This is a genomic window from Tianweitania sediminis (assembly GCF_017813335.1).
Classification (GTDB): Bacteria; Pseudomonadota; Alphaproteobacteria; order Rhizobiales; family Rhizobiaceae; genus Tianweitania; species Tianweitania sediminis.
The window spans coordinates 1,030,152-1,049,093 of sequence record NZ_JAGIYY010000001.1 but is presented as its reverse complement, the minus strand read 5'-3'; the positions used below and the strand labels follow the sequence as shown (position 1 = coordinate 1,049,093).

Annotated in this window: 21 protein-coding genes and 1 pseudogene; 11 read left to right on the top strand and 11 right to left on the bottom strand. The window is 61.6% G+C overall.

Annotated features, from left to right (window positions below):
• Complete coding sequence (locus tag J5Y06_RS05070) at positions 1–1,242, top strand: saccharopine dehydrogenase family protein (RefSeq protein WP_209333956.1); 1,242 nt, start codon at positions 1–3, stop codon at positions 1,240–1,242.
• Positions 1,243–1,313: 71 nt separating this feature from the next.
• On the opposite strand, the gene J5Y06_RS05065 is transcribed toward J5Y06_RS05070, so the two are convergent.
• From J5Y06_RS05065 to J5Y06_RS05050, 4 genes are all read right to left on the bottom strand, one after another.
• Entirely contained in the window at positions 1,314–2,009 is a 696-nt protein-coding gene (locus tag J5Y06_RS05065; protein WP_209333955.1) for a uroporphyrinogen-III synthase, read from the bottom strand.
• A gap of 64 nt (positions 2,010–2,073) precedes the next feature.
• Positions 2,074–3,339 carry a Glu/Leu/Phe/Val family dehydrogenase gene (locus J5Y06_RS05060; RefSeq protein ID WP_209333954.1) on the bottom strand — a complete coding sequence of 422 codons (1,266 nt, stop codon included), beginning with the start codon at positions 3,337–3,339 and terminating at the stop codon, positions 2,074–2,076.
• A gap of 53 nt (positions 3,340–3,392) precedes the next feature.
• Positions 3,393–4,508 carry an alanine racemase gene (gene alr / locus J5Y06_RS05055; RefSeq protein WP_209333953.1) on the bottom strand — a complete coding sequence of 372 codons (1,116 nt, stop codon included), beginning with the start codon at positions 4,506–4,508 and terminating at the stop codon, positions 3,393–3,395.
• Positions 4,505–5,758 carry a D-amino acid dehydrogenase gene (locus J5Y06_RS05050; RefSeq protein ID WP_209333952.1) on the bottom strand — a complete coding sequence of 418 codons (1,254 nt, stop codon included), beginning with the start codon at positions 5,756–5,758 and terminating at the stop codon, positions 4,505–4,507. The genes alr and J5Y06_RS05050 overlap by 4 nt, the downstream gene beginning before the upstream one ends.
• Before the next feature lie 391 nt (positions 5,759–6,149).
• On the opposite strand from J5Y06_RS05050, the pseudogene J5Y06_RS05045 reads away from it, so the two are divergent.
• A pseudogene (locus J5Y06_RS05045) lies at positions 6,150–6,410 on the top strand (heavy metal translocating P-type ATPase); the annotation flags it as partial.
• Between the two features lie 46 nt (positions 6,411–6,456).
• Here the strand turns inward: J5Y06_RS05045 and J5Y06_RS05040 are convergent.
• Positions 6,457–7,896: a homospermidine synthase gene (locus tag J5Y06_RS05040; protein WP_209333951.1), complete on the bottom strand. Its 1,440-nt coding sequence runs from the start codon at positions 7,894–7,896 to the stop codon at positions 6,457–6,459.
• A gap of 717 nt (positions 7,897–8,613) precedes the next feature.
• Between J5Y06_RS05040 and rnk the strand changes: the two genes are divergently transcribed.
• The 5 genes from rnk (at position 8,614) to J5Y06_RS05020 (ending at position 11,549) form a co-directional block, all read left to right on the top strand.
• The gene (gene rnk, locus J5Y06_RS05035) at positions 8,614–9,057 is read left to right on the top strand and encodes a nucleoside diphosphate kinase regulator (protein ID WP_209333950.1); all 444 of its coding nucleotides are present in this window, start codon (positions 8,614–8,616) and stop codon (positions 9,055–9,057) included.
• A 146-nt stretch (positions 9,058–9,203) separates the two neighbouring features.
• Positions 9,204–9,746, top strand: coding sequence for a GreA/GreB family elongation factor (locus tag J5Y06_RS05030; protein ID WP_209333949.1), 543 nt, complete (start codon positions 9,204–9,206; stop codon positions 9,744–9,746).
• Between the two features lie 29 nt (positions 9,747–9,775).
• Positions 9,776–9,910: a hypothetical protein gene (locus tag J5Y06_RS23250; RefSeq protein ID WP_280818994.1), complete on the top strand. Its 135-nt coding sequence runs from the start codon at positions 9,776–9,778 to the stop codon at positions 9,908–9,910.
• Positions 9,882–10,904, top strand: a complete 1,023-nt coding sequence (locus J5Y06_RS23000; protein WP_342453368.1) for a sulfite exporter TauE/SafE family protein — start codon at positions 9,882–9,884, stop codon at positions 10,902–10,904. Before J5Y06_RS23250 ends, J5Y06_RS23000 begins: the two co-directional genes overlap by 29 nt.
• 354 nt (positions 10,905–11,258) lie before the next feature.
• Positions 11,259–11,549: a DUF1127 domain-containing protein gene (locus tag J5Y06_RS05020; protein WP_245247564.1), complete on the top strand. Its 291-nt coding sequence runs from the start codon at positions 11,259–11,261 to the stop codon at positions 11,547–11,549.
• A gap of 168 nt (positions 11,550–11,717) precedes the next feature.
• Here J5Y06_RS05020 and J5Y06_RS05015 read toward each other — a convergent pair whose 3' ends face one another.
• Positions 11,718–11,870: a hypothetical protein gene (locus J5Y06_RS05015; protein WP_209333948.1), complete on the bottom strand. Its 153-nt coding sequence runs from the start codon at positions 11,868–11,870 to the stop codon at positions 11,718–11,720.
• Positions 11,871–12,193: 323 nt separating this feature from the next.
• Between J5Y06_RS05015 and J5Y06_RS05010 the strand changes: the two genes are divergently transcribed.
• Complete coding sequence (locus tag J5Y06_RS05010; RefSeq protein WP_209333947.1) at positions 12,194–12,523, top strand: PTS sugar transporter subunit IIA; 330 nt, start codon at positions 12,194–12,196, stop codon at positions 12,521–12,523.
• A gap of 44 nt (positions 12,524–12,567) precedes the next feature.
• Here J5Y06_RS05010 and J5Y06_RS05005 read toward each other — a convergent pair whose 3' ends face one another.
• The 5 genes from J5Y06_RS05005 to J5Y06_RS04985 all read right to left on the bottom strand — a co-directional run bounded on the left by J5Y06_RS05005 (position 12,568) and on the right by J5Y06_RS04985 (position 16,828).
• Positions 12,568–12,867: an XRE family transcriptional regulator gene (locus J5Y06_RS05005; protein WP_209333946.1), complete on the bottom strand. Its 300-nt coding sequence runs from the start codon at positions 12,865–12,867 to the stop codon at positions 12,568–12,570.
• Between the two features lie 85 nt (positions 12,868–12,952).
• Positions 12,953–13,396 (bottom strand): trimeric intracellular cation channel family protein, encoded by a 444-nt coding sequence (locus tag J5Y06_RS05000; protein ID WP_342453367.1) that lies wholly within the window; start codon positions 13,394–13,396, stop codon positions 12,953–12,955.
• 902 nt (positions 13,397–14,298) lie between these two features.
• Positions 14,299–14,484 (bottom strand): YodC family protein, encoded by a 186-nt coding sequence (locus J5Y06_RS23530; protein ID WP_209333944.1) that lies wholly within the window; start codon positions 14,482–14,484, stop codon positions 14,299–14,301.
• An 818-nt stretch (positions 14,485–15,302) separates the two neighbouring features.
• Positions 15,303–15,845 (bottom strand): DUF488 domain-containing protein, encoded by a 543-nt coding sequence (locus J5Y06_RS04990; protein ID WP_209333943.1) that lies wholly within the window; start codon positions 15,843–15,845, stop codon positions 15,303–15,305.
• A gap of 68 nt (positions 15,846–15,913) precedes the next feature.
• Positions 15,914–16,828: a LysR family transcriptional regulator gene (locus J5Y06_RS04985; protein ID WP_342453366.1), complete on the bottom strand. Its 915-nt coding sequence runs from the start codon at positions 16,826–16,828 to the stop codon at positions 15,914–15,916.
• 21 nt (positions 16,829–16,849) lie between these two features.
• Here J5Y06_RS04985 and J5Y06_RS04980 point away from each other — a divergent pair, with 21 nt between their 5' ends.
• From J5Y06_RS04980 to J5Y06_RS23525, 3 genes are all read left to right on the top strand, one after another.
• Positions 16,850–17,494 (top strand): 5-formyltetrahydrofolate cyclo-ligase, encoded by a 645-nt coding sequence (locus tag J5Y06_RS04980; protein ID WP_209333942.1) that lies wholly within the window; start codon positions 16,850–16,852, stop codon positions 17,492–17,494.
• Between the two features lie 290 nt (positions 17,495–17,784).
• A complete protein-coding gene (locus tag J5Y06_RS04975) occupies positions 17,785–18,486 on the top strand; it encodes a CBS domain-containing protein (RefSeq protein WP_209333941.1) in 702 nt (233 codons plus the stop codon).
• A gap of 251 nt (positions 18,487–18,737) precedes the next feature.
• A complete protein-coding gene (locus J5Y06_RS23525; protein WP_209333940.1) occupies positions 18,738–18,893 on the top strand; it encodes an MgtC/SapB family protein in 156 nt (51 codons plus the stop codon).
• The last annotated feature ends 49 nt before the right edge of the window (positions 18,894–18,942 follow it).

Below are 18,942 nucleotides of genomic sequence, written 5' to 3'. Positions count from 1 at the left end.
ATGAAGAGAAACGTCCTCATCATCGGCGCTGGCGGCGTTGCACACGTCGTCGCGCACAAGTGCGCGCAGAACAACGACATCCTCGGCGACATCCACATCGCTTCCAGAACGCTTGAGAAATGCGAGTCCATCGTCGGATCAGTGCGCCAGAGCGAATCCCTCGCGGCGAATGGCGAGCTGCAAGCCCATAGCCTCGACGCGATGGATATCGCCGCAGCGGAAGCGCTGATCAGGAAGACAGGTGCTGAAATCGTCATCAACGTAGGATCCGCGTTCGTGAACATGTCGGTGCTGTCGGCATGCATTTCGACCGGAGCGGCCTACATCGACACCGCCATTCACGAAGAGCCGTCCAAGGTCTGCGAGACGCCTCCTTGGTATGCGAACTATGAATGGAAGAGGCGGGGCGAATGCGAGAGGGCACACGTTACGGCGATCCTCGGCGCCGGGTTCGATCCGGGCGTCGTCAACGCCTACGCGCGGCTCGCAAGAGACGAATACTTCGACCGCATCGATTCGATCGACATCATCGACATCAACGCCGGGAGCCACGGGCGGTACTTCGCCACTAACTTCGATCCGGAGATCAACTTCCGCGAATTCACGGGAAGGGTGTGGTCCTGGCAGGAAGGAAAGTGGATCTCCAACCGGATGTTCGAGGTAGGCAAAGAGTGGGACCTGCCGGTCGTCGGGCGGCAGAAGGCATACCTCACCGGGCATGACGAGGTGCATTCGCTATCGCAGCTGCTCGGGGTGCCGACCGTGCGGTTCTGGATGGGCTTCGGCGAGCATTACATCAACGTGTTCAACGTCTTGAACAACCTTGGCCTGCTGTCGGAGCAGCCGCTTACGACAGCCGAAGGCCTCGAGGTCGTCCCGTTGAAGGTGGTGAAAGCGGCACTCCCCGATCCGTCGTCCCTGGCGCCCGGGTACAAGGGAAAGACATGCATCGGAGACCTTGTGAGAGGGGTCAAGAACGGCCAAGAGCGGGAAATCTTCATCTACAACGTTGCAGACCACGAGGAAGCGTTCAAAGAGGTCGGCAGCCAGGGCATCTCCTATACGGCAGGCGTGCCCGCAGCCGCCGCCGCGATCCTCGTGGCGACGGGACGGTGGGACATCGGGAGGATGGCGAACGTCGAGGAGCTTCCTCCCCGCCCGTTCCTTGGCCTGCTTGGCCAGCTAGGTCTGCCGAGCCATATCAGCGAAGGGGAAGACGACCGGGAGTTGCTCTTTCCCTGACCTGACGGAAGGGCCCGCGCCTCCCACACCCCTCGGGCGCGGGTCCTTCTGCCTTCGACACGCTGCGGCCTTCAGTGGCCTGCGTCAGGGAGTGCAACGGCCCGGGGCCTCATGGCATCAATCAAAGCAAGGATTCCCGCGCGCGTCGGACTGGTTGCCACCGAACTTCCGTTCCAGGGAAGCCCTGCGAGCCGGCCCGCAATCCGCTCTGAAAGCGACAGGCACGTAATGTAGCGGCATTTCTCCGCATGGCCCGCCGCTTTAACGAGTTCGACGAACACGTCGGCCGTACGCGCGGACATGAACAAGGCAGCATCGATCTCGCCGCTCGCCAGCAGATGATCGATCTCCTCCGGCAATCGCGTTGCGGGTTCGGTTGTATAAACCGCAACCCGCGAGCAGCTGTACCCAAGATCCGACAACCGCGCGGACACGTTCACCGAGAGATGTTCGCCGCCGGCATGCACCATCGGCCCGTCTTGGGGACTCCATTCACCTGCGATCAGCCTGATGAGGCTTTCGGCCGTTCCGGCAGCCGCCTTTACTTGCCGGAAACCTGCTTCGCGGAGCGCGGCCGCCGTGTCGGGACCCACTGCGAAAACCTTCAGGTCGGCGGCCGCCGCCAGCAGCGAGGGAACCGCGTTGGCGGATGTGACTATCACCGCTGAGGCGCCAGCTAGAAGCCTGGGATCATGGTCAAGGCGCTTGACCTTCAGGAGCGGAGCCTGATGTACGGCATGCCCGCTCTCCCTCAGGATACGCGCCATCAGGTCGCCTTGGTTCTCGGGCCGGGTAAGGAGCAAGCTCAGCCCTGCTCCGTTGTTGGCAAGGTCAGCTCTGGAAGAAGCTCTGTGTGCCATGAGCTTCGATGGATTCCGCTAGCCGTTCCAATGCATGCACGTACGCCGCGGTCCTCATCGTCACACCTTTCTCGCGGCTCACGTTCCACACTGCCCTGCCTTCCCGTTCCACGATGGCCTGAAGACGCTGATGGATCTCTTCCACGGGCCAGTAGAAGCCTTGCCGGTTCTGGACCCACTCGAAGTAGGAGACCGTCACGCCGCCCGCGTTGGCCAGGATATCGGGAAGGACCACTGTACCCGCGGCTTTCAGGATACCGTCCGCTTCCGGCGTGATCGGTCCGTTTGCAAGCTCCAGGACCAACTTGGCTCGTATGCTTGCTGCGTTCTCCTCATGGATCATGTTTTCCAGCGCGGAGGGAACGAGGAGGTCGCATTCGACACCCAGAAGCTGCCCTGGCGAGATGACTTCATGTCCGTTCGTGCCAGCCGTCGCGACAACGCTGTTTCCCTCGGTCTTGGCCCGGAGAAGCGCATCCAGCTCCAGGCCGTTGTCTGAGAAGATCGCGCCTCCGGAATCTGAAACCGCCACGATACGGTGACCGTCCGAACCAAGCAGGCGTGCTATGTGCTGTCCCGCGTTGCCGAAGCCCTGAACGGCCACCCGCAGCTGACCGTCGAGCTTGAGGTCTGCGGCAAGATGGCGAACGAGGTAATATCCGCCTCGAGCAGTCGCATCGCCGCGACCCAGCGAACCGCCAAGCGAAATCGGCTTTCCGGTGATGACTGCGGGTTCATGCTGGCCGACGATCTGCGCGTATTCGTCGGCCATCCAGCCCATGATGATCGAGTTCGTATAGACATCCGGCGCGGGTATGTCGCGGTCGGGTCCGAGGATACGCGCGAATGCCTGGATGTAGGCCCTGGAAAGCCTTTCCAGCTCGGCCTTCGAGAGCTTGCGCGGGTCGACCTGCACCGCTCCCTTGCCGCCGCCGTAAGGCAGGTTCATGACCGCACATTTGAACGTCATCCAGAATGCAAGGGTTTCGACCTCGTCGGCCGTGGACCCAGGATGGAAGCGGATCCCTCCCTTTGTTGGGCCGCGGGTATCATCGTAACGACAGCGCCAGGCGAGGAACGACTTTCTCGAGCCATCGTCCATGCGGATCATCAGGCGCACCTTGGTGGTCTCGCGGGCATACTTGAGCTTTTCAATGACATCCGGATCGATGCTCAGATGGGACGCGGCCTCGTCCAGGCGGACCATGGCATCATCAAGCAGTGTGTGCTCGGCCATCGACATTCCTTCAGCTAGACACAGGACACAGTCAGTCTTCGTCGGCGCTGGACTCAGGCTCGGCGGGGGGCAGCCAGGTAAATCCGCCTGAAGCGGTTTCCGAGACCGGTGAGTATCTCGTACCCTATGGTTCCGGCGGAGCTGGCGATGTCGTCCAAGGTCTGCTGCGGACATATGAATTCGAGGAGATCGCCTTCCACCGGAGGATGGGCACAGTCGGTCGCATCGACTACCAGAGTGTCCATCGACACCCTTCCGACGAGTGGCAGCCGCTGTCCGCCGAAGAAGGCTGACAAAGATGAAGCCGTCCTTGGCCAGCCATCGGCGTAGCCGAGCGAAACGGTGAGAAGCGCCGAGGACCTTCTGACGCGGGCAGCGTAGCCGTATCCCACGAAGGAGCCCTCCGGGACCCGTCGGGCCTGTATCACCGGGGCGGACAGGTTGACAGCCTGGCGCATAGGATTCGGCTTGGACGGATCGGGATTGATTCCGTACAGGGCCGCTCCCGGACGAACGAGATCGTAGCCGTAGGCCTCTCCGAGGAAGATACCGGATGAATTCGCAAGCGACCCAGGGGCCGCGCACGGAAGCATCGCCCGCAGGCGTGCGAATTCCTTGCGCTGGGATTCATTCGCGCAGCTGCCCGCATCGTCGGCACATGCGAGATGGCTCATGACCAGGACGACGTCCAGACCGCGGACCAGCGTCGGATCCGCCGCTATGTCGGCGAGGTCAGACTGCGTCATTCCAAGCCGAGACATTCCGGTGTCGAGCTGAAGCCCGACAGGCATACGGCTGTTCGTATCGGCCGAATAAGAACGCCACCTGGCGAGCTCCCCGGCAGTGTTGATCACCGGGATGAGGTCCGAACCCACGAAGAGGCCCTCGGTTCCGGGAGGCGTGCCGTTGAGTACGAATACCCGCGATGACCAACCCGTTGCCTCCCGAAGAGCGATGCCTTCCTGCAGATGCGCGACGAAAAATTCCTTGCAGCCGACCGCCTGCAGGGCGGCCGCGACGGGAACCGCGCCGAGGCCATAGCCATCTGCCTTGACCACTGCAGCACAGCGAGCTGGCGAGGCCTTTGCCGAGAGCAGCTTCCAGTTCGCGGCCACCGCTTCGAGATCGACCGTAAGGATTCCTCCCGACTTCAGAGCAGACGAAGTCATCGCCCGTAACGTCCCGGTTCCAGATCAGATACGTCGATGTCCGCAGCGCATCCGGATATTACGTCCGCCAGCACCTTCCCGGAGCCGCACGCCATCGTCCAGCCCAACGTCCCGTGTCCGGTGTTGACGTAGAGGCCCTGCACCCGTGTTGCTCCTACGATCGGCGGACCGTCCGGCGTCATCGGCCTCAGCCCGCACCAGAAGCTGGCGCCATCCACCCTGCCCGCACCCGGGAACAGGTCAGTCACGGAATGTTCCAGGGGAGCACGGCGGGAGACCGGCAGAGAAAGGTCGAAGCCCGAGATTTCGGCTGTACCCCCGACACGCACCCTGTCACCCAGGCGGGTGATCGCGATCTTGTAGGTTTCGTCCATGACAGTGGAAACCGGGGATGCTGCGTCGTTCATGACAGGGAAGGTGATCGAGTAGCCCTTGACCGGGTAGACTGGCAGGCGCACCCCGACCGGGTCCAGGAGTCGGGGCGAATAGCTGCCCGCTGCTACAACTACCGCATCTGCCATGAGGGTTTCGTCGGAAGCCTTGACCCCGACGATCCTTCCACCGTCGAGAACCAGGCTTTCCACGGTGGTTCCGTACCTGAAATCGACCGCGGCCGAGGCCAAGGCTGCCAGCCGCTCGGTAAAGATGCGGCAATCGCCCGTCTCGTCCTGCGGAAGCCGGAGTCCACCGACGAATTTCTCCGACACGAAATCAAGGGCCGGTTCGGCATCGATGCATCCTTGACGGTCCAGGATGTCATGCCGGACGCCAAATTCCTTCAGGACCTCGACATCGTCTGCGGAACCGTCAAGCTGTTCCTGCGTCCTGAAGAGCTGGAGGGTACCTCGCGTACGCTCGTCATAGGCAATGCCCGTAGTAGCACGAAGCTCGCGCAGGCAGTCTCGGCTGTACTCGGCGATCGGAACCATGCGCGCCTTGTTGATGGCATACCGCTCGGCCGAGCAGTTTCCCAGCATCTTCAGCAACCATGACCACATAGCGGGATCGAGGCGGGGCCGTATGGCAAGAGGTCCGTTCTTCATCATGAGCCACTTGGCCGCCTTCCGGGGCATCCCCGGCCCAGCCCATGGCGACGAGTAACCCGGCGACACCTCTCCGGCGTTTGCATTGCTGGTTTCGAGGGCGGGTCCGGGCTGGCGATCCAGCACGGTCACCTCATGGCCCGCACGTGCGAGGTACCATGCGGAAGTCACGCCGATGACCCCGCTGCCGACGATGAGGATCTTCATTTCAGATTGTCTCCGCGGACGGAGCAAGACGCGGCAAGCGAGCCGCCAGCAATTGACATGGACATATTAGTCTCCACCGGGCCAGCGGTGGCAGACCCGGAAATCAGAACCGAACTTGAGGTTGGGTGGATTTCCGGCCCCCGGTCGACGGCCTTGCGGCCGCGCCAGGGCTATAGTCCTGCGATCAGGCTCCCCGCGTGGTTCAAGAAGCGAACGCGGGTTCTCGAAATGCTGCAATCAGAGGATTGCGAAAGACACACGGCAGGAACTCTCCAATAGGACAACACGGCCGCATCATAACGACCTTGCGGATATGTTCAACGTTCACTCCTGCCGGGAACGATAGTCCACAGGCAGTTCGCAGTCCGGACATGCTGCATCGCGAGGGGCGATCGCCCGCCGCGCGTGGGCTGCGGCACGCATCGGGATGCCCTTCACCATCGAAACGCTGATGACGGTAGCGGCCCTTGGCGCTGTCTTTATCGACGACACCGAGGAAGCAGCCGCCGTGGTCTTCCTGTTCCTGCTTGGGGAACTGCTGGAAGGAGTAGCGGCGGGCCGCGCCCGCGCGAGCATCCGCGCGCTTGCAGCGCTCGTTCCGGAGACTGCACTCCTGGAACAGGGCGGCCACACGACCGAGGTTCCGGCCGAGCAGAGACGAACCCTTTCCGCCGTAGCCTCATCGTGCGGTTAGGCCGCTAGGAGACGAGCACGTTTCGGAACTGCCAGGGAGCCGATGCATCAATGTTTTCCGGGAAGAACCCGGGCCGACCGTCAAGCGGTGTCCAATCGGTGTAAGTCCCGGAAACCTTCCCCAGATAGGGGGTCTGGATATCCAGGCAGCGACGGAAGTCGAGTTCCTCGACCTCGACGATGCCTGCCGACGGGTTTTCGAGTGCCCACACCATTCCGGCAAGGATCGCGGATGTCACCTGAAGCCCCGTCGCATTGTGGTGAGGGACGAGCGCGCGCGCCTCTTCAATGGAAAGCGTCGAGCCGTACCAGTAGGCATTCCGGTCATGCCCGAAGAGGAGCACGCCCAGTTCGTCGACACCATCGGCGATTTCGTCCTCCCCGAGGATGTGGAAGGTCTCCTGCGGCGTTCCGGCCTTGCCGAACATCTCGTGCAGCGACAGCACCGCGTCATCGCAAGGATGGTAGGCGTAATGGCACGTCGGGCGAAAGGCAGCAGTCCCGTGCTCGTCGCGGACGGTGAAGTAGTCCGACAGCGTGATCGACTCGTTGTGGGTGACGAGGAAAGCGTGCTGGGCGCCGGCGGTCGGGGTCCAGGAACGAACGCGCGTGTCGGCACCGGGCTGGAGAAGGTAGATCGCGGACTGCGAGCCCTTCCCATGCCTGCGGCCGTTCTCCGGCATCCAAGTCTCGTGCGTGCCCCAGCCGAGTTCGGCCGGTTGCAAGCCTTCGGCGACGAATCCTTCGACGGACCAGGTGTTGACGAATGTTCCGATCGGCTTCGGCGATAGCGAACGCTGGGTGTCGCGCTCGGCGATGTGGATTCCCTTGACGCCTACGCGCTGCATAAGCGCGGCCCATTCATATCGGGTCTTCGGCTCCGGACCTTCTATGTCCATATCCTTGGCAAGGTTCAGCAGGGCCTGCTTGACCAGCCATGAGACCAGGCCCGGATTGGCGCCGCAGCAGTTCACGGCTGTCGGGCCACCAGGGTTTTCTGCCTGGGCCTCGAGGATGATCTCGCGCAGGGCGTAGTTGGTGCGTGCCTCCGGACCAGCGCTCTCATCGAGGTAGAAGCCCGCCCAGGGCTCGGCGACGGTATCGATGTAAAGCGCACCGACCTCGCGGCAGAGCTCCATGACGGCGCGCGACGAAACGTCGACCGATACGTTGACGCAGAAACCCTGCCCGCCGCCTTCGGTGAGCAGCGGAGTAAGGAGGTCACGGTAGCCGTCGCGGGTGACGGCCGCGTGGACAAAGCGAATGCCATTCGCGTCGAGGAGCGCGCGGTCCGCGTCGTTCGGATCGATGACGACGAAGCGAGAGCGGTCGAACTCGAAATGTCGCTCCAGCAGGTGCAGCATTCCTTTGCCAATCGAGCCGAACCCGATCATGACGAGGGGCCCCGTAATCCTGCCGTGAACCGGCCATTCGTTGGTGTTCATGAGAGTGTCCAATCTTCAATTCTGCGCCTGTTCGGCGCGCTGTTCTGGCTCGGAGTGCGCGGGGAGATCGCCAGACGCGGAAGCGCGTCGAATTTGTCGCGCGTCGGCGCCATCAGCGGCTTGAGCCACTTGTCGTGACGGGTCCGTTTCCGGCCTACGTCGCGCGGTGACCGCCCCACTCCCAGCGCGTATCGACGGTCTGATCTTCGTGTTTGGAAAGGAGTCGCTTGTGCGGAGTGGAGCGGCCGCAGCCAGCATTGTGTCCCGCAGCCGGGCGCAACGCGTCCCGACCGGGGGCTAATTGCCCGCGATGGGGCACACCCTGAAGAGAATTCCATTGAGGGGGAAGACGCTGGTCATGCCCCAGTGGTGGGCGCTATCGGCATGCTTGTCAAGCAGCCGTGGCGGCAGCAATAGGTAGGGCCAAGTCGGATGAATTGCAGAAACTTGCCTGGCTTGACTTTGCGTCTGGCGTATCCCACGTTCTGCATCATGTCGACCGATCGCTGCATCCTCCCGCTTGAACGGGCGTTCCCCATCGCGGGCACCTAACCCCCGGCTCGGTCGCGTCGCGCCCCGGCCGCGGGGCATAGGCCTACACGCGCTGCGAAACGCGGCGATGTAGGAACGGCGACAAACCAATCCACACAGTCAATCTTTCAGCCGTTGGTGCCCTTTCGCGCCCGCGGTTCTATCATTTTGGAAGAGTTTTCGAAAATGGCCACCACCATGGGCGGGCGCAAGCCTGCAATCACCATCGCCCGCACTGAGCACGAGAAGCTGGTGCGCCTCGCCGAGATACGTGCTGCCAAGGGTTCAGAGACGGCCGAGGAACTTCTCGCCGAGCTCGACCGGGGTCGCATCGTCGATGACCGACGCATTGCATCCGGGGTCGTGCGGATGGGATCCGCAGTGAGCTACAGCACCGATGCAGGCGAAGCCAGAACCGTAACGCTGGTGTTTCCGGGCGAGGCAGACATTGCTGAAGGCAAGATTTCAGTCCTCACGCCGATCGGCGCGGCCCTTATCGGCTTGTCCGCTTCACAGTCGATCGACTGGACATCGCGCGACGGCCGCATCCACAGGCTGACCGTGGAGAGCGTCGAACAGACGGAAGTCGTCCAGCCTGCACGGGCGCAGCCCGAACTGCGGCCGGCATGACCATGTCGATGCCGCTCAGCCGCCTCTCGCTATACGGAGGATGCCTCACAGCAGGATCGTAGCCCCCTGTGCCGCATGCATGCCGCCAGCGGTTCTCCACCACGCCCCGACTTTACCGCTCCCAGGCGGAGCAATGGAGAATTACGATGTCACAAGAAACCTGCATCCTCACCACGAAGGACTTCACGATCGTCGAGGTCATGCGCGACCGCTGCCTCGGCCGGGACGATCCGCTCGCGCCGATCCTCAAGCGGAAGATCGAATCCGCCATCGTCATGTTCCGCGACGACGTTCCGGACGATGTCGCGACCATGAGCAGTCGCGTCACATTCAGCGTGAGCGGACGCGATCCCGATACTAGGATCATCTCGCACGACAGAATGGCGTCGACGGTCGGCATGCTCCTGCCCGTCACCACCTCGCGCGGTCTGGCGCTTCTTGGCCTCGCTGAGGGCGAGCACTTCGTGTTCACGAACAGCGACGGTGTCGAGGAGCGCATCTTGCTCGAGAAGGTGGACTACCAGCCGGAAGCAGCCAGGCGGGAAAAGGAAGCTCTGGAAAGACACTCGATGGTAAACGGGCACGGCAAACCTTCGCTGAGGTTGATCCGCGGCGCATTTTACGACCGGGCTCCGCTTGTCGCCGCCTCCCCAGACGGGTTTGACGATCCCGGCCCTTCGGCTGCTTGACGGCAGTGACGTGACCGCGAAGGCACACGATGACCGAGTATCTGCTGCTGGCCGTTGCGGCCTTTTTCGCGGGCATGCTGAACACGGTCGCGGGCGGAGGCACGTTCCTGACCTTCCCGCCCTCGTCTACACGGCGTGCCGCTGATAGCGGCCAATGCGACTAGCGCCGTCACCGTCTTTCTGGAGTATCTCGGCGGGGCGGCAGGCTTTCGCGGGGAGATCAGGGCACTCGACCCGGGCATGCTACTGCGGGCCACGGCAGCGATGGCCGCAGGCGGTCTTGTCGGCTCGCTGCTGCTTCTTGTGTCTTCCAACGAAGCTTTCGCGGCCGTGGTCCCGTTCCTTCTGGCGCTGGCCACCCTCGTCTTCGCGTTCGGCGACCGCCTCAGGACACTGATGGAGAAGCACGCCGCCGGAGCGGGTGCCACCGGGGCAGTCGGGACGATGGTCATCGCGGTCTACGGAGGCTACTTCAACGGCGGGCTCGGGATCATGCTGCTTGCGCTGTTTTCGCAGTGGGGAATGCGCGACCTCAACCGGAAGAACGGCCTGTCCTTCGTCGTGTCGGCGATCTCGATGGCGACCTTCGCGGCAGCCGGCCTGGTGGCCTGGCCGCAGGCGGTCGTGATGATCACGGCCGCGACGATCGGCGGTTACCTCGGCGCACCTGTCGCAAGAGCGCTTCCGGCGTGGATGGTGAGAGCGGGGGTCATCGCTGGGCACCGCGATGAGCGCGGCGTTCTTCTGGAGGCTCGTGGCATGATTGGACTGACGGGATTTCCCCGGACGCAGGATCACGGGACTTGGTTGGGGGGCCGGGTCGCATTCACGCGGCCCAGCCCGTTGCGAAGCGCTAACGCCGCTTCGCTCCAGGTCCGGGCGCGGCGATCGCCGATACTGTCGACGCAGCCTGAACCTCCTTCTCCTTGGGCTGCTTCGGCTTACGGACTTCGCGGTTGCCTCTTCTTGTCGCCATTTCGGTATTCCTTCTTCCAACGTCCCATCGATCGGGCCGCGCACGAGCGCGCCGGATCCTGGATGGGAATGCTTCGAACTATGGGAAGGTCAGCCCTGGTCCTGGGGCGCTCGCCGCGGACCAGGGCTAGAATCCCGCTTTGGGCCGCCGCCGGAAGGAAAGTCCGTGTGAAGGAATTCTAGTCATGGCCGACATCATGACAAATCAACAATAAAGTCAAACATAAACAAAATAAACAAGCAGCGACGCAAGGCCGCAATCTGCCTTGTATGTTGAAATTTCTTTCCGATCTGACTATATATCTCGTATGTTGAACTTCATGCAAAAGAACAACTGGTTCGCTTTCTTCGCGCCAACCCTGACCCGCTCATAACCCCGAGCGGCTCGAACGCACGCGTTCTCCGCCTCGGGGCTCCCAAGACAATCAAGCATTTCGCGACGGCGCGCTCCTCCCGGGAACGCACCCGATGTCATGCACGCCGCCTGCGCACTCTTCCGCGCGTGGCTTGATCAGCACTGTGAATGGAGCGGCAATCATGTCCGAATTCAATCAACCCAATACCCACCCCGCATCAGTTTTGATGCCTGTCTTTCGCGCGACCGTCGCAGGTCTGATCTCCCGCGCGATGGAGCGCTGGCACCGTGGCCAGGCCGCCGCCGCGCTTCATCGACTTGACGACAGGCAGCTCGAAGACATCGGCATCTCGCGGAACGACATTCCCCACGTGGTGGCGGGTCTCGTTCCCTCGAATATCGAGACCTCATCACAGGATGCCCGGACCGCGACGCATGCCGCCAGGCTCCTGAGCGCGGCCCGAATGCAATGAAGGAAGATGGCATTGGATATGGCGACCATGACGATCGTGGGCGTGAGCCTTTTCGGCATGATGATCATTGCGTTCTTGGTGTTCTGAAGGAAACAAACACGGGGGGCGGCACACGCCATCCGTAAAGGAAAGGATGCTGGAAGATCGCCATGTGCACTGAAACCTTCATCAGGATTTCGAGGCTTGTCGGAACAGGCCGAATCCTTCGCCGGAGCGGGCAGCGCCACCCTCAATCCCGCATTCAACGCCCTGCTCCGGCACTACCCCGACGATGCGGTTCATTCCCGCGGCGCCACCGCGCCGCACGATGGAGCGTGACATGAGAATACTCCGGACGAAGCACGTCTGCCTTTCCTGCAACCGATCCCTGCCGAGAGCGGCATCCCGTTGCCCGTGGTGCATCGATTCAACCGTCGTGCCGGCCGCGCTGCTGGACCGACCGATCCCGCACCGCGATCCGCGCGGCATGGTGCCGAGGCTGTCGTGAAGCTCAGCGAACTCCTCAGGGAAGACGATTTCCTGCTAGGCTTGCCGTCGAGGGAAAAGCGTTCCGCGCTCGAGGCGGTCGCGTCCAGGCTCGGCCGCAGGACAGGGCGGCCACAGGGACAGGTCCTGAACGCGCTTTGTCGCCGCGAGCGTCTCGGGTGGACCGCGAAGGCGACGGTCTAGCGATGCCGCATGCCGCGCTTCCAAGAATTTCGATGCCTGCCGCGGTGATCGCGACGATGCAGCATCCGGTTGCCTTCGACGCGCAAGACGGCGACATCGATCTGATGCTCGGGCTCCTGTGGCCGAGCGACGCGGGAGGTTTCCTTCTCAGCCTGTCGCAATCGAGCCGCCTGCTTCGCCGGCCCGCCCATCGGGAATACCTCCGCCAGGCGACTTCCCCGGCAGAAGCCTTGGCCGCAATCGAAGCGATGGAGAGGAACCCCGAAACAGCGGGCCATTTGGCCTCCGCCGGCGCAGTGACCTGACGAGGGTCCGGACGCGCGCGAAGCGGATCGCGCGTCCGGACCGATCAGGGCACCCGGTCGTTGGCGACGATCCCTCCTTCGCCCTCCAGACGGGCGATGCGCTTGGCTTCCGATTCCGTGAATTTCCGCCGCACCCCAATGCCGCCGCCGTTCTCGTCAATGAACACCGCGCCGAGTTCCTCCAGGGCTGCCTGGAGCGCCGCGATGGTCCTGTCGTCAGGCTCGTCGAGCTTGTGCTCGAAGTCGCGGATGACGGCTTCATCGACGCCCGAGCGGATGGTGAGCTTGCCGCGGGTGATCTCGACGAGCGCCCTCGCCGCCCGGCATTGCGGACCAGTTATCATTCTCTTCTCCTTCGGTTCTTCTTTGCGGGCCAGCCTTCTCCTGCCGCCATCCGGAAGCAAGGGTGCCGAGGCCGGGTTGCGGCGGTCACGTGTCGCCGGAAGGCTGGCCGTAACGTGGCAGTGACCAGTTCCAATGCAGGGTCCCGAAGCGGATCGCCAGAGCCACGACGAAACCAGTGACCATCGCCGTCTCGCGCGGCACGTCGGCCCCGAGGAACAGGACGAACACGACTGCTCCGGCGAGTGCGGCCGTCGCATAGATCTCGCGGCTCAGTATGGCGGGGCTTTCGCCGCTCAGCACGTCCCGCACGACACCTCCAAGAGTGGCCGTCACGACTCCCATCGCGACTGCGGCGACAGGTCCCGCGCCGATGTCGAGAGCCTTGTCCGCACCCAGCACAGCGAAGAGCGCGAGTTCTACCGCATCGAAACGCAGCAGCAGCGATTCCCGCGACTGCGGCACATGGGCGAGGAAGAAGACGGTCGCCGACGCCGCCACGCAGGCGAGCAGGTAGACGGGGCTGCTCACCCACAAGACCGGAGTGGCTCCGAGCAAGCGCGAAGGTCAGCCGTTACAAAAAGACGGGGCAACTGAGACATCAGTTCCTCTTCGCTGCTCGACTGAAGCGGATTCCCCGTTCAGCGTCTGCAGGAACCAGATAACCGGATATCCGGTTATCTGTAAACACGGGCGCTCCGCAACACTCCCACTACCTATTTGGATGTTGTCGTTCAGAAGTTCGCTACCCTGCTTCATCTCCCTCCTTGCGTGAAGGAGCGAGGCGGGCGGACGCCGCGGTTCCGATTAGGACGCGGTCGAGCTTGCCCGGCTAAATGGCCACGACCGGCCGGGCCCTTCAGCTTCCTGTCCTCCTTACGAAAAGGTCCCGCAGCACAACGGGATGTCCTTCCAGTCGGGGTTTATTGGAGTGAGAGAAGCCAAGCTGCGCGTTCGCGGCATTGGTGATCCTGATGCCTGCTTCTGCGATGGTCCGGGAGTTCTCGGGCATCAGGTCCAGACCTTGGCAGCGTCTACGACGACGAAGCTGTCGGATTGCCGTCGATATGCCGACCCCGAACCGATCAGCAGCCTGATCGGCCGACACTCCTCCGACGATGCCTCCAAAACCCATAACCGCAGATCCTCGCTCAGCGCTCCGGCCATCATCCACTTCCATCGCAGCGGACTCCGTATCAGACGCTCTACCGACCGTTACTTCATATCCGACCCATCAATCGGAGGATGTGTTCTAGCCTCGCTCCCGCGCCACTGCTCCATCATATTACCCGCTTTTTTGAAGCTGCCCTCTACAACACGACGAGCTGCCTTTCCCTATAGAGCCAGATCTTTCCTTGTCGGTTTGCGGATCAACATCTAGTGGTCCGGAGCGAACGAGAAAAGCTTGAAATGCTTGCAAAGACCGCAAGAGCCTATTCCTCGACTTTTATGAGCGCTGCCGAAGCGAAGGTGTGTCGCTGAGGTTGATAGCTACCGAGGTTGTTGTGTGCGATTCGATCCATCCACGCGCAAACGGCCTGGGCCCCTTCGACTTTCTCTATCGTCATTCTAGGGCCGCCTGACTTGAGCTGAACGACATCGCCTGGAGCGAGTTCCATTGCATGCCTTTCCATTGACGGTTCTGACTTAAGCGGACCTTCGACGGCCCCGGTGGGTTCCATGCGTGCTCAGTTTAGATCCATGCAGCCGGACAATAAGTATTGCCTGAAGCCAGCACGTTCAAGTGTTAGCTCGTGAAGACGTGAACTAATTGGGTCAGAGGGATCCGCACTTCTCAAGAAATTGGATGTTTAACCATGGCTAGCACAGCTACGATGTTTCGAATATGTTTTTGAACCCTTTAGAAACTCATTCGAGGATGCACCCATATCATCCTGCCTAGGGCGGCATGTGGAGCTGCGATTCCTTTGGCAGGTGTGCAAGAAACGTTTTGCGTCGGATTTCCCGCTAAGAAACAGGATCAAACTTGGGTCATTCCGCCGAGCGCCGCATGAGACTTTCCCGATAGAGGCGAATGAGCGGATCCCATTGCCGAGCCAATGAGGCGGCATCGGCAGACCACGCCGACACCGCCTTTCCGTCAACGCTTGCCTGACGGCAGTCGCTGTCCGATCTGCGAAACGCTCGTCGGCGCTACCGACTTCGGCTCCTTCGGCTGCCTTGGCTTCCGCATCTCGCGATTACCGTTTCTCTTCGACATTCCGGACTCCTGTCCATGCACTACCGAACCGCCAAGTGCAGTATCGGCGGTAAGGAGCTGTTTATATTGCTTTGAGGAGTGTCATCCCTGGCCAGAAGGACTTAGCCGACGGGCCAGGGCTAACGGCCGTTTTTCGGCCGCTTCCAGATATGAGTATGTCGGAACGTTATCTTTTTCACGGTGCCATCCTGACCGATGCCGCAGGAAAGTCAAAGCCTAAGATGCCTCACCTGCAGGATATATAACGCGCCCGTCCTCGCTGGCGCGAGCACCGGGGGTCATCTTCGCCGCATCGGCCCGGCCATCGCCCATCAGATGGAACACGGCTTCACCCCGGACCAGCAGGTAGTCTGCAACAATCCGCCTGTGGCAGCGCCACCAAACGGCTTCCGAGCACATCATCGCAATCGTGCGGCCACGGCCCCGTCGGATGAGCCTGTCCAATCCTTCTTGGAAAGCTTCCGAGGTTGCGTAATCCGCATAGTTGCGGAAGCTGTTGTTGGTCCAGAAGGCGTTCGCGCAGCAATCCTCCATCTCCTGCCGTTTACGCAGTCCGCCGAGTTCAGGCACATGCTCGTAGCCGATCTGGTACGGACGCAGGTTGTCGGCGAGAACGTCTGTATTGTACTGCGGGTTTGTTCTTGATCGCGGAACTGTCCTGATATCGACGACGAAGTCCACGCGTCCGGCACCGAGCAGCCGTACGAACGCGTCGATGCTTCGGGTGGAATGACCTACCGAATAGAAAGGGTTCTTCATTCGCGAGGAACGTGAGGAGAATACCGCGGTTCCCCGCATCTTTGTTCCACGCCGCTGCCGCCAAAGTTTCAGCGCGCGATCGCCTTCAATCCAGTCAGCGCTTCCTGTACTTCTGCTCTCGCGTCCGTTGCTTCGGAATAGACCGCATAGGCGGGATAGGTGAATTTCGGAGCATCGGGCACCAGGCGGAGTCTGCCTTCTTCCAGATGCGGCCTGACCGCTCCCATCCGGAAATAGCCCGTCCCTCCGACACGGAGGATGTAGCTGAGGCCGAGCGGGGCAAGGCCGACCAGCAATCCCGGTTCGGAAGTCCCCCCACTACCAAGCACGTGGTCTACGGACAGCTGAGGACCCCAGTCTACATGAACGTAGTTGGTGGCATCCTCGTCCTGCGGTTCGCTTGTCACGAGCACCAGCTCTTCTTCCTTGATGAGCTCGACCTTGAAACCCGGCACCAGCTTCGGCGCGTATAGCACGGCAAGGTCCAGCACTCCGGTCCTGAGCTGCTCGACGAGTTGATCGGGAAGCCCTACCTTGACATGGATGGCGGTGGCAGGCCGATTTTCCTTCATCCAGACCAGCCAGTCCAGAAGGAGCGGATTCCAGAGGCTGAGTTCCCCTCCTATCGCGACGATGCTCGTGCGCCCCGGAGGCATCCGGAGCTGTAGACGCGCGCGCTCCCAGACCTGCACGAACGATTGAGCGAAGCGTTCGAATTCGCGACCCGCTGGGGTCAGCACCGCGCCTTCCCTTCTCCTTTCGAACAGCTTTCGTCCCAGTTCCTCTTCAAGCGTCCGGATGCGGGCGCTAACGGTCGTCTGGGTGACATGCAGCCTGTCTGCTGCCTTCAGGAAGTTCCCCGAATGTATGATCTCAAGAAAGGTCTTCGCTCTGTCGATGTCCAAGGCCGCGATCTGTCCCAAAACGATTTTCTTGCATTCATACAGCAAATTATTCCGTTTGCGCTCTTGCGTCGCTTCCACGACGCTAACGCAGTCAACGGGATGTCGAACGTGGAAGAAGATCTCGGTCGCCGCACCTACTCCTCCCCTCCCTGTTATCTGGGCGAGTTCTCCTATGAACCGCTCCGTGTAGGCGACCCTGACACCGTTGCAGCCTGGAGAAAGGCTGTCCGCGAGCGGCTCCTTGCAGAACGATTAGCCCTTCCTGTCGAAGAAAGAAGCATACGTTCCGCCAGGATCGTCAGAAGGCTCGAGCAGGAAATCGGCGACCCCGAAGGCAAGACGGTGGGCTCCTATTGGCCCGTCCGGGGCGAGCCGGACCTGCGCAGCTGGGCGATCGGCATCGTAGAACGCGGAGGACGGCTGGCACTGCCTGTCGTGATCGCAAAGGGATCGCCACTCGAGTACCGCCTATGGATGCCCGGCGACCCTCTTGAACGCGGCGTATGGAACATTCTCGTGCCTGCCCATGGCGCAGCCGTTCTGCCGGACATAGTCGTCGCGCCGCTGGTCGGATACGACCCGCACAAATTCAGGCTGGGCTACGGCGGCGGCTTCTTCGACCGTACCTTGGCAGCGATGCCTTCCAAGCCTTGCGTGATAGGCATCGGTTACGGCGAGACGAGGATCCCAACCATCTACCCGCAGCCTCACGACATCCCGATGGATCTGCTGATCACCGAATGACGTAGGGCGTTCGACCGACATGGGCGACCGACACGGCTGCGGATCCAAGAAGAGCTCACCTCAGCTCCGCTGTGCAGCCCCTTCCCGGCTGCGAGAGCTCGAAGCGATCGTCGAAGTGTAGAAGTGCCGGCTCCCACTGACGCGCTGTAAGAACCCTTACACGCGGGTCGTGGAAATCCTTCATTGCAAGTTTCGGGATAAGGTTTTGCTGCACCCGCAGAGCATTTATATTCGTTTGAACTAAACCGCTGGGAGGAACAACCTGTCTCCGTTTAACAAGGAGACAGGTTATGCTGTACGCAAAGGACATCATGAAGGTGGAGGTGACTACGGTCACGCCTGACACTACGGTCTTGGAAGCGGCAAAAGCTATGGTCGAGAACCAGGTGAGCGCTGTTCCCGTTGTCCATGGCAGCAGGCTGGTAGGCATTCTCAGTGAAGGCGACCTGCTTCACCGTGCGGAACTAGGGACCGCGGAACACCGTCGTTCCTGGTGGCTCAGGCTCTTTCTCGAATCCTGCACGTTGGCAGAGGAATACGCACGTTCCCACTCGCGGCGGGTTTCCGACGTGATGACGCATCGTGTGTACTCGGTGGATGCCATGACACCGGTGCCAGATATAGTCGACAAGCTGGAGCGCTTGCGCATAAAGCGCGTCCCGGTCCTTGAAGGACAGCAGGTCGTCGGCATCGTCAGCCGGAGCGACATCGTCCGGATGCTCATATCCTCTGCGTCCGGCCAGTCCACCGCGACCGTCCCGCCTTCGAACTCCCTGATCCGCTTGCGGTTGCTGGATGACTTGAAGGGTCAACCCTGGGCTACAGCCGACGAAACCGACGTCGAGGTTGAAAACGGTATTGTCATCCTGCGGGGCTGGATTATCTCCGAAGACGAACGTCGGGCGACCCGTGTGCTCGCGGAAAACGTGCCCGGAGTGAAGGGTGTCGAAGACCATCGAGTCGTTATCGACTATCCCACAGTCGCCCTATAACGGCTGCGGCACCTAAACCGGGTCGGGCAATCACGCGTTCAAGGCCGCTATGGCGAATGTCTTCACCTGCGGCAGGCGCGCGAATGCATCTATAGCCTGCGGGGTGTGGTTCCGCATCCGGTATTCGAACAAATTGGCCGTTGCTCACGACGCGGGAAATGCTTTCCGCCTTGAAGCCTTGATCCTTCAGCAGGCACGGATTTCCGCTTCGGACATGGTGAGATCGCGCATCAATACGGGGACAGGCTTCGTTGGGGGTCATCCTCAAGGAGGGATCGACCGTTCGCGGCGTGACCACGCCGGTGTCCATCCTGGTCACCGCTACCTTAGGAATCCTGATCGGCATCGGGTTCTATGTCCCGGCCCTGTCATGGGCATACAAGCGGACGGGAGATGCACCTCGATGAGCCGGAACGCCGACAGCACCATCTAGGCGGCGATCGTTCCGACGGGTGT

What these genes read in the sequence shown, in the direction of transcription:
- J5Y06_RS05030 (WP_209333949.1), top strand. Translation starts at nt 9,204, where the DNA reads ATGTCACAAGAAACCTGCATCCTCACCACGAAGGACTTCACGATCGTC.
- rnk (WP_209333950.1), top strand. Translation starts at nt 8,614, where the DNA reads ATGGCCACCACCATGGGCGGGCGCAAGCCTGCAATCACCATCGCCCGC.
- J5Y06_RS05065 (WP_209333955.1), bottom strand. Translation starts at nt 2,009, where the DNA reads ATGGCGCGTATCCTGAGGGAGAGCGGGCATGCCGTACATCAGGCTCCG.
- J5Y06_RS05040 (WP_209333951.1), bottom strand. Translation starts at nt 7,896, where the DNA reads ATGAACACCAACGAATGGCCGGTTCACGGCAGGATTACGGGGCCCCTC.
- J5Y06_RS05020 (WP_245247564.1), top strand. Translation starts at nt 11,259, where the DNA reads ATGTCCGAATTCAATCAACCCAATACCCACCCCGCATCAGTTTTGATG.
- J5Y06_RS04975 (WP_209333941.1), top strand. Translation starts at nt 17,785, where the DNA reads ATGCTGTACGCAAAGGACATCATGAAGGTGGAGGTGACTACGGTCACG.
- J5Y06_RS05060 (WP_209333954.1), bottom strand. Translation starts at nt 3,339, where the DNA reads ATGGCCGAGCACACACTGCTTGATGATGCCATGGTCCGCCTGGACGAG.
- J5Y06_RS05050 (WP_209333952.1), bottom strand. Translation starts at nt 5,758, where the DNA reads ATGAAGATCCTCATCGTCGGCAGCGGGGTCATCGGCGTGACTTCCGCA.
- J5Y06_RS04990 (WP_209333943.1), bottom strand. Translation starts at nt 15,845, where the DNA reads ATGAAGAACCCTTTCTATTCGGTAGGTCATTCCACCCGAAGCATCGAC.
- J5Y06_RS23250 (WP_280818994.1), top strand. Translation starts at nt 9,776, where the DNA reads ATGACCGAGTATCTGCTGCTGGCCGTTGCGGCCTTTTTCGCGGGCATG.
- J5Y06_RS05015 (WP_209333948.1), bottom strand. Translation starts at nt 11,870, where the DNA reads ATGTCACGCTCCATCGTGCGGCGCGGTGGCGCCGCGGGAATGAACCGC.
- J5Y06_RS23530 (WP_209333944.1), bottom strand. Translation starts at nt 14,484, where the DNA reads ATGGAACTCGCTCCAGGCGATGTCGTTCAGCTCAAGTCAGGCGGCCCT.
- alr (WP_209333953.1), bottom strand. Translation starts at nt 4,508, where the DNA reads ATGACTTCGTCTGCTCTGAAGTCGGGAGGAATCCTTACGGTCGATCTC.
- J5Y06_RS05070 (WP_209333956.1), top strand. Translation starts at nt 1, where the DNA reads ATGAAGAGAAACGTCCTCATCATCGGCGCTGGCGGCGTTGCACACGTC.
- J5Y06_RS05005 (WP_209333946.1), bottom strand. Translation starts at nt 12,867, where the DNA reads ATGATAACTGGTCCGCAATGCCGGGCGGCGAGGGCGCTCGTCGAGATC.
- J5Y06_RS04980 (WP_209333942.1), top strand. Translation starts at nt 16,850, where the DNA reads ATGTCGAACGTGGAAGAAGATCTCGGTCGCCGCACCTACTCCTCCCCT.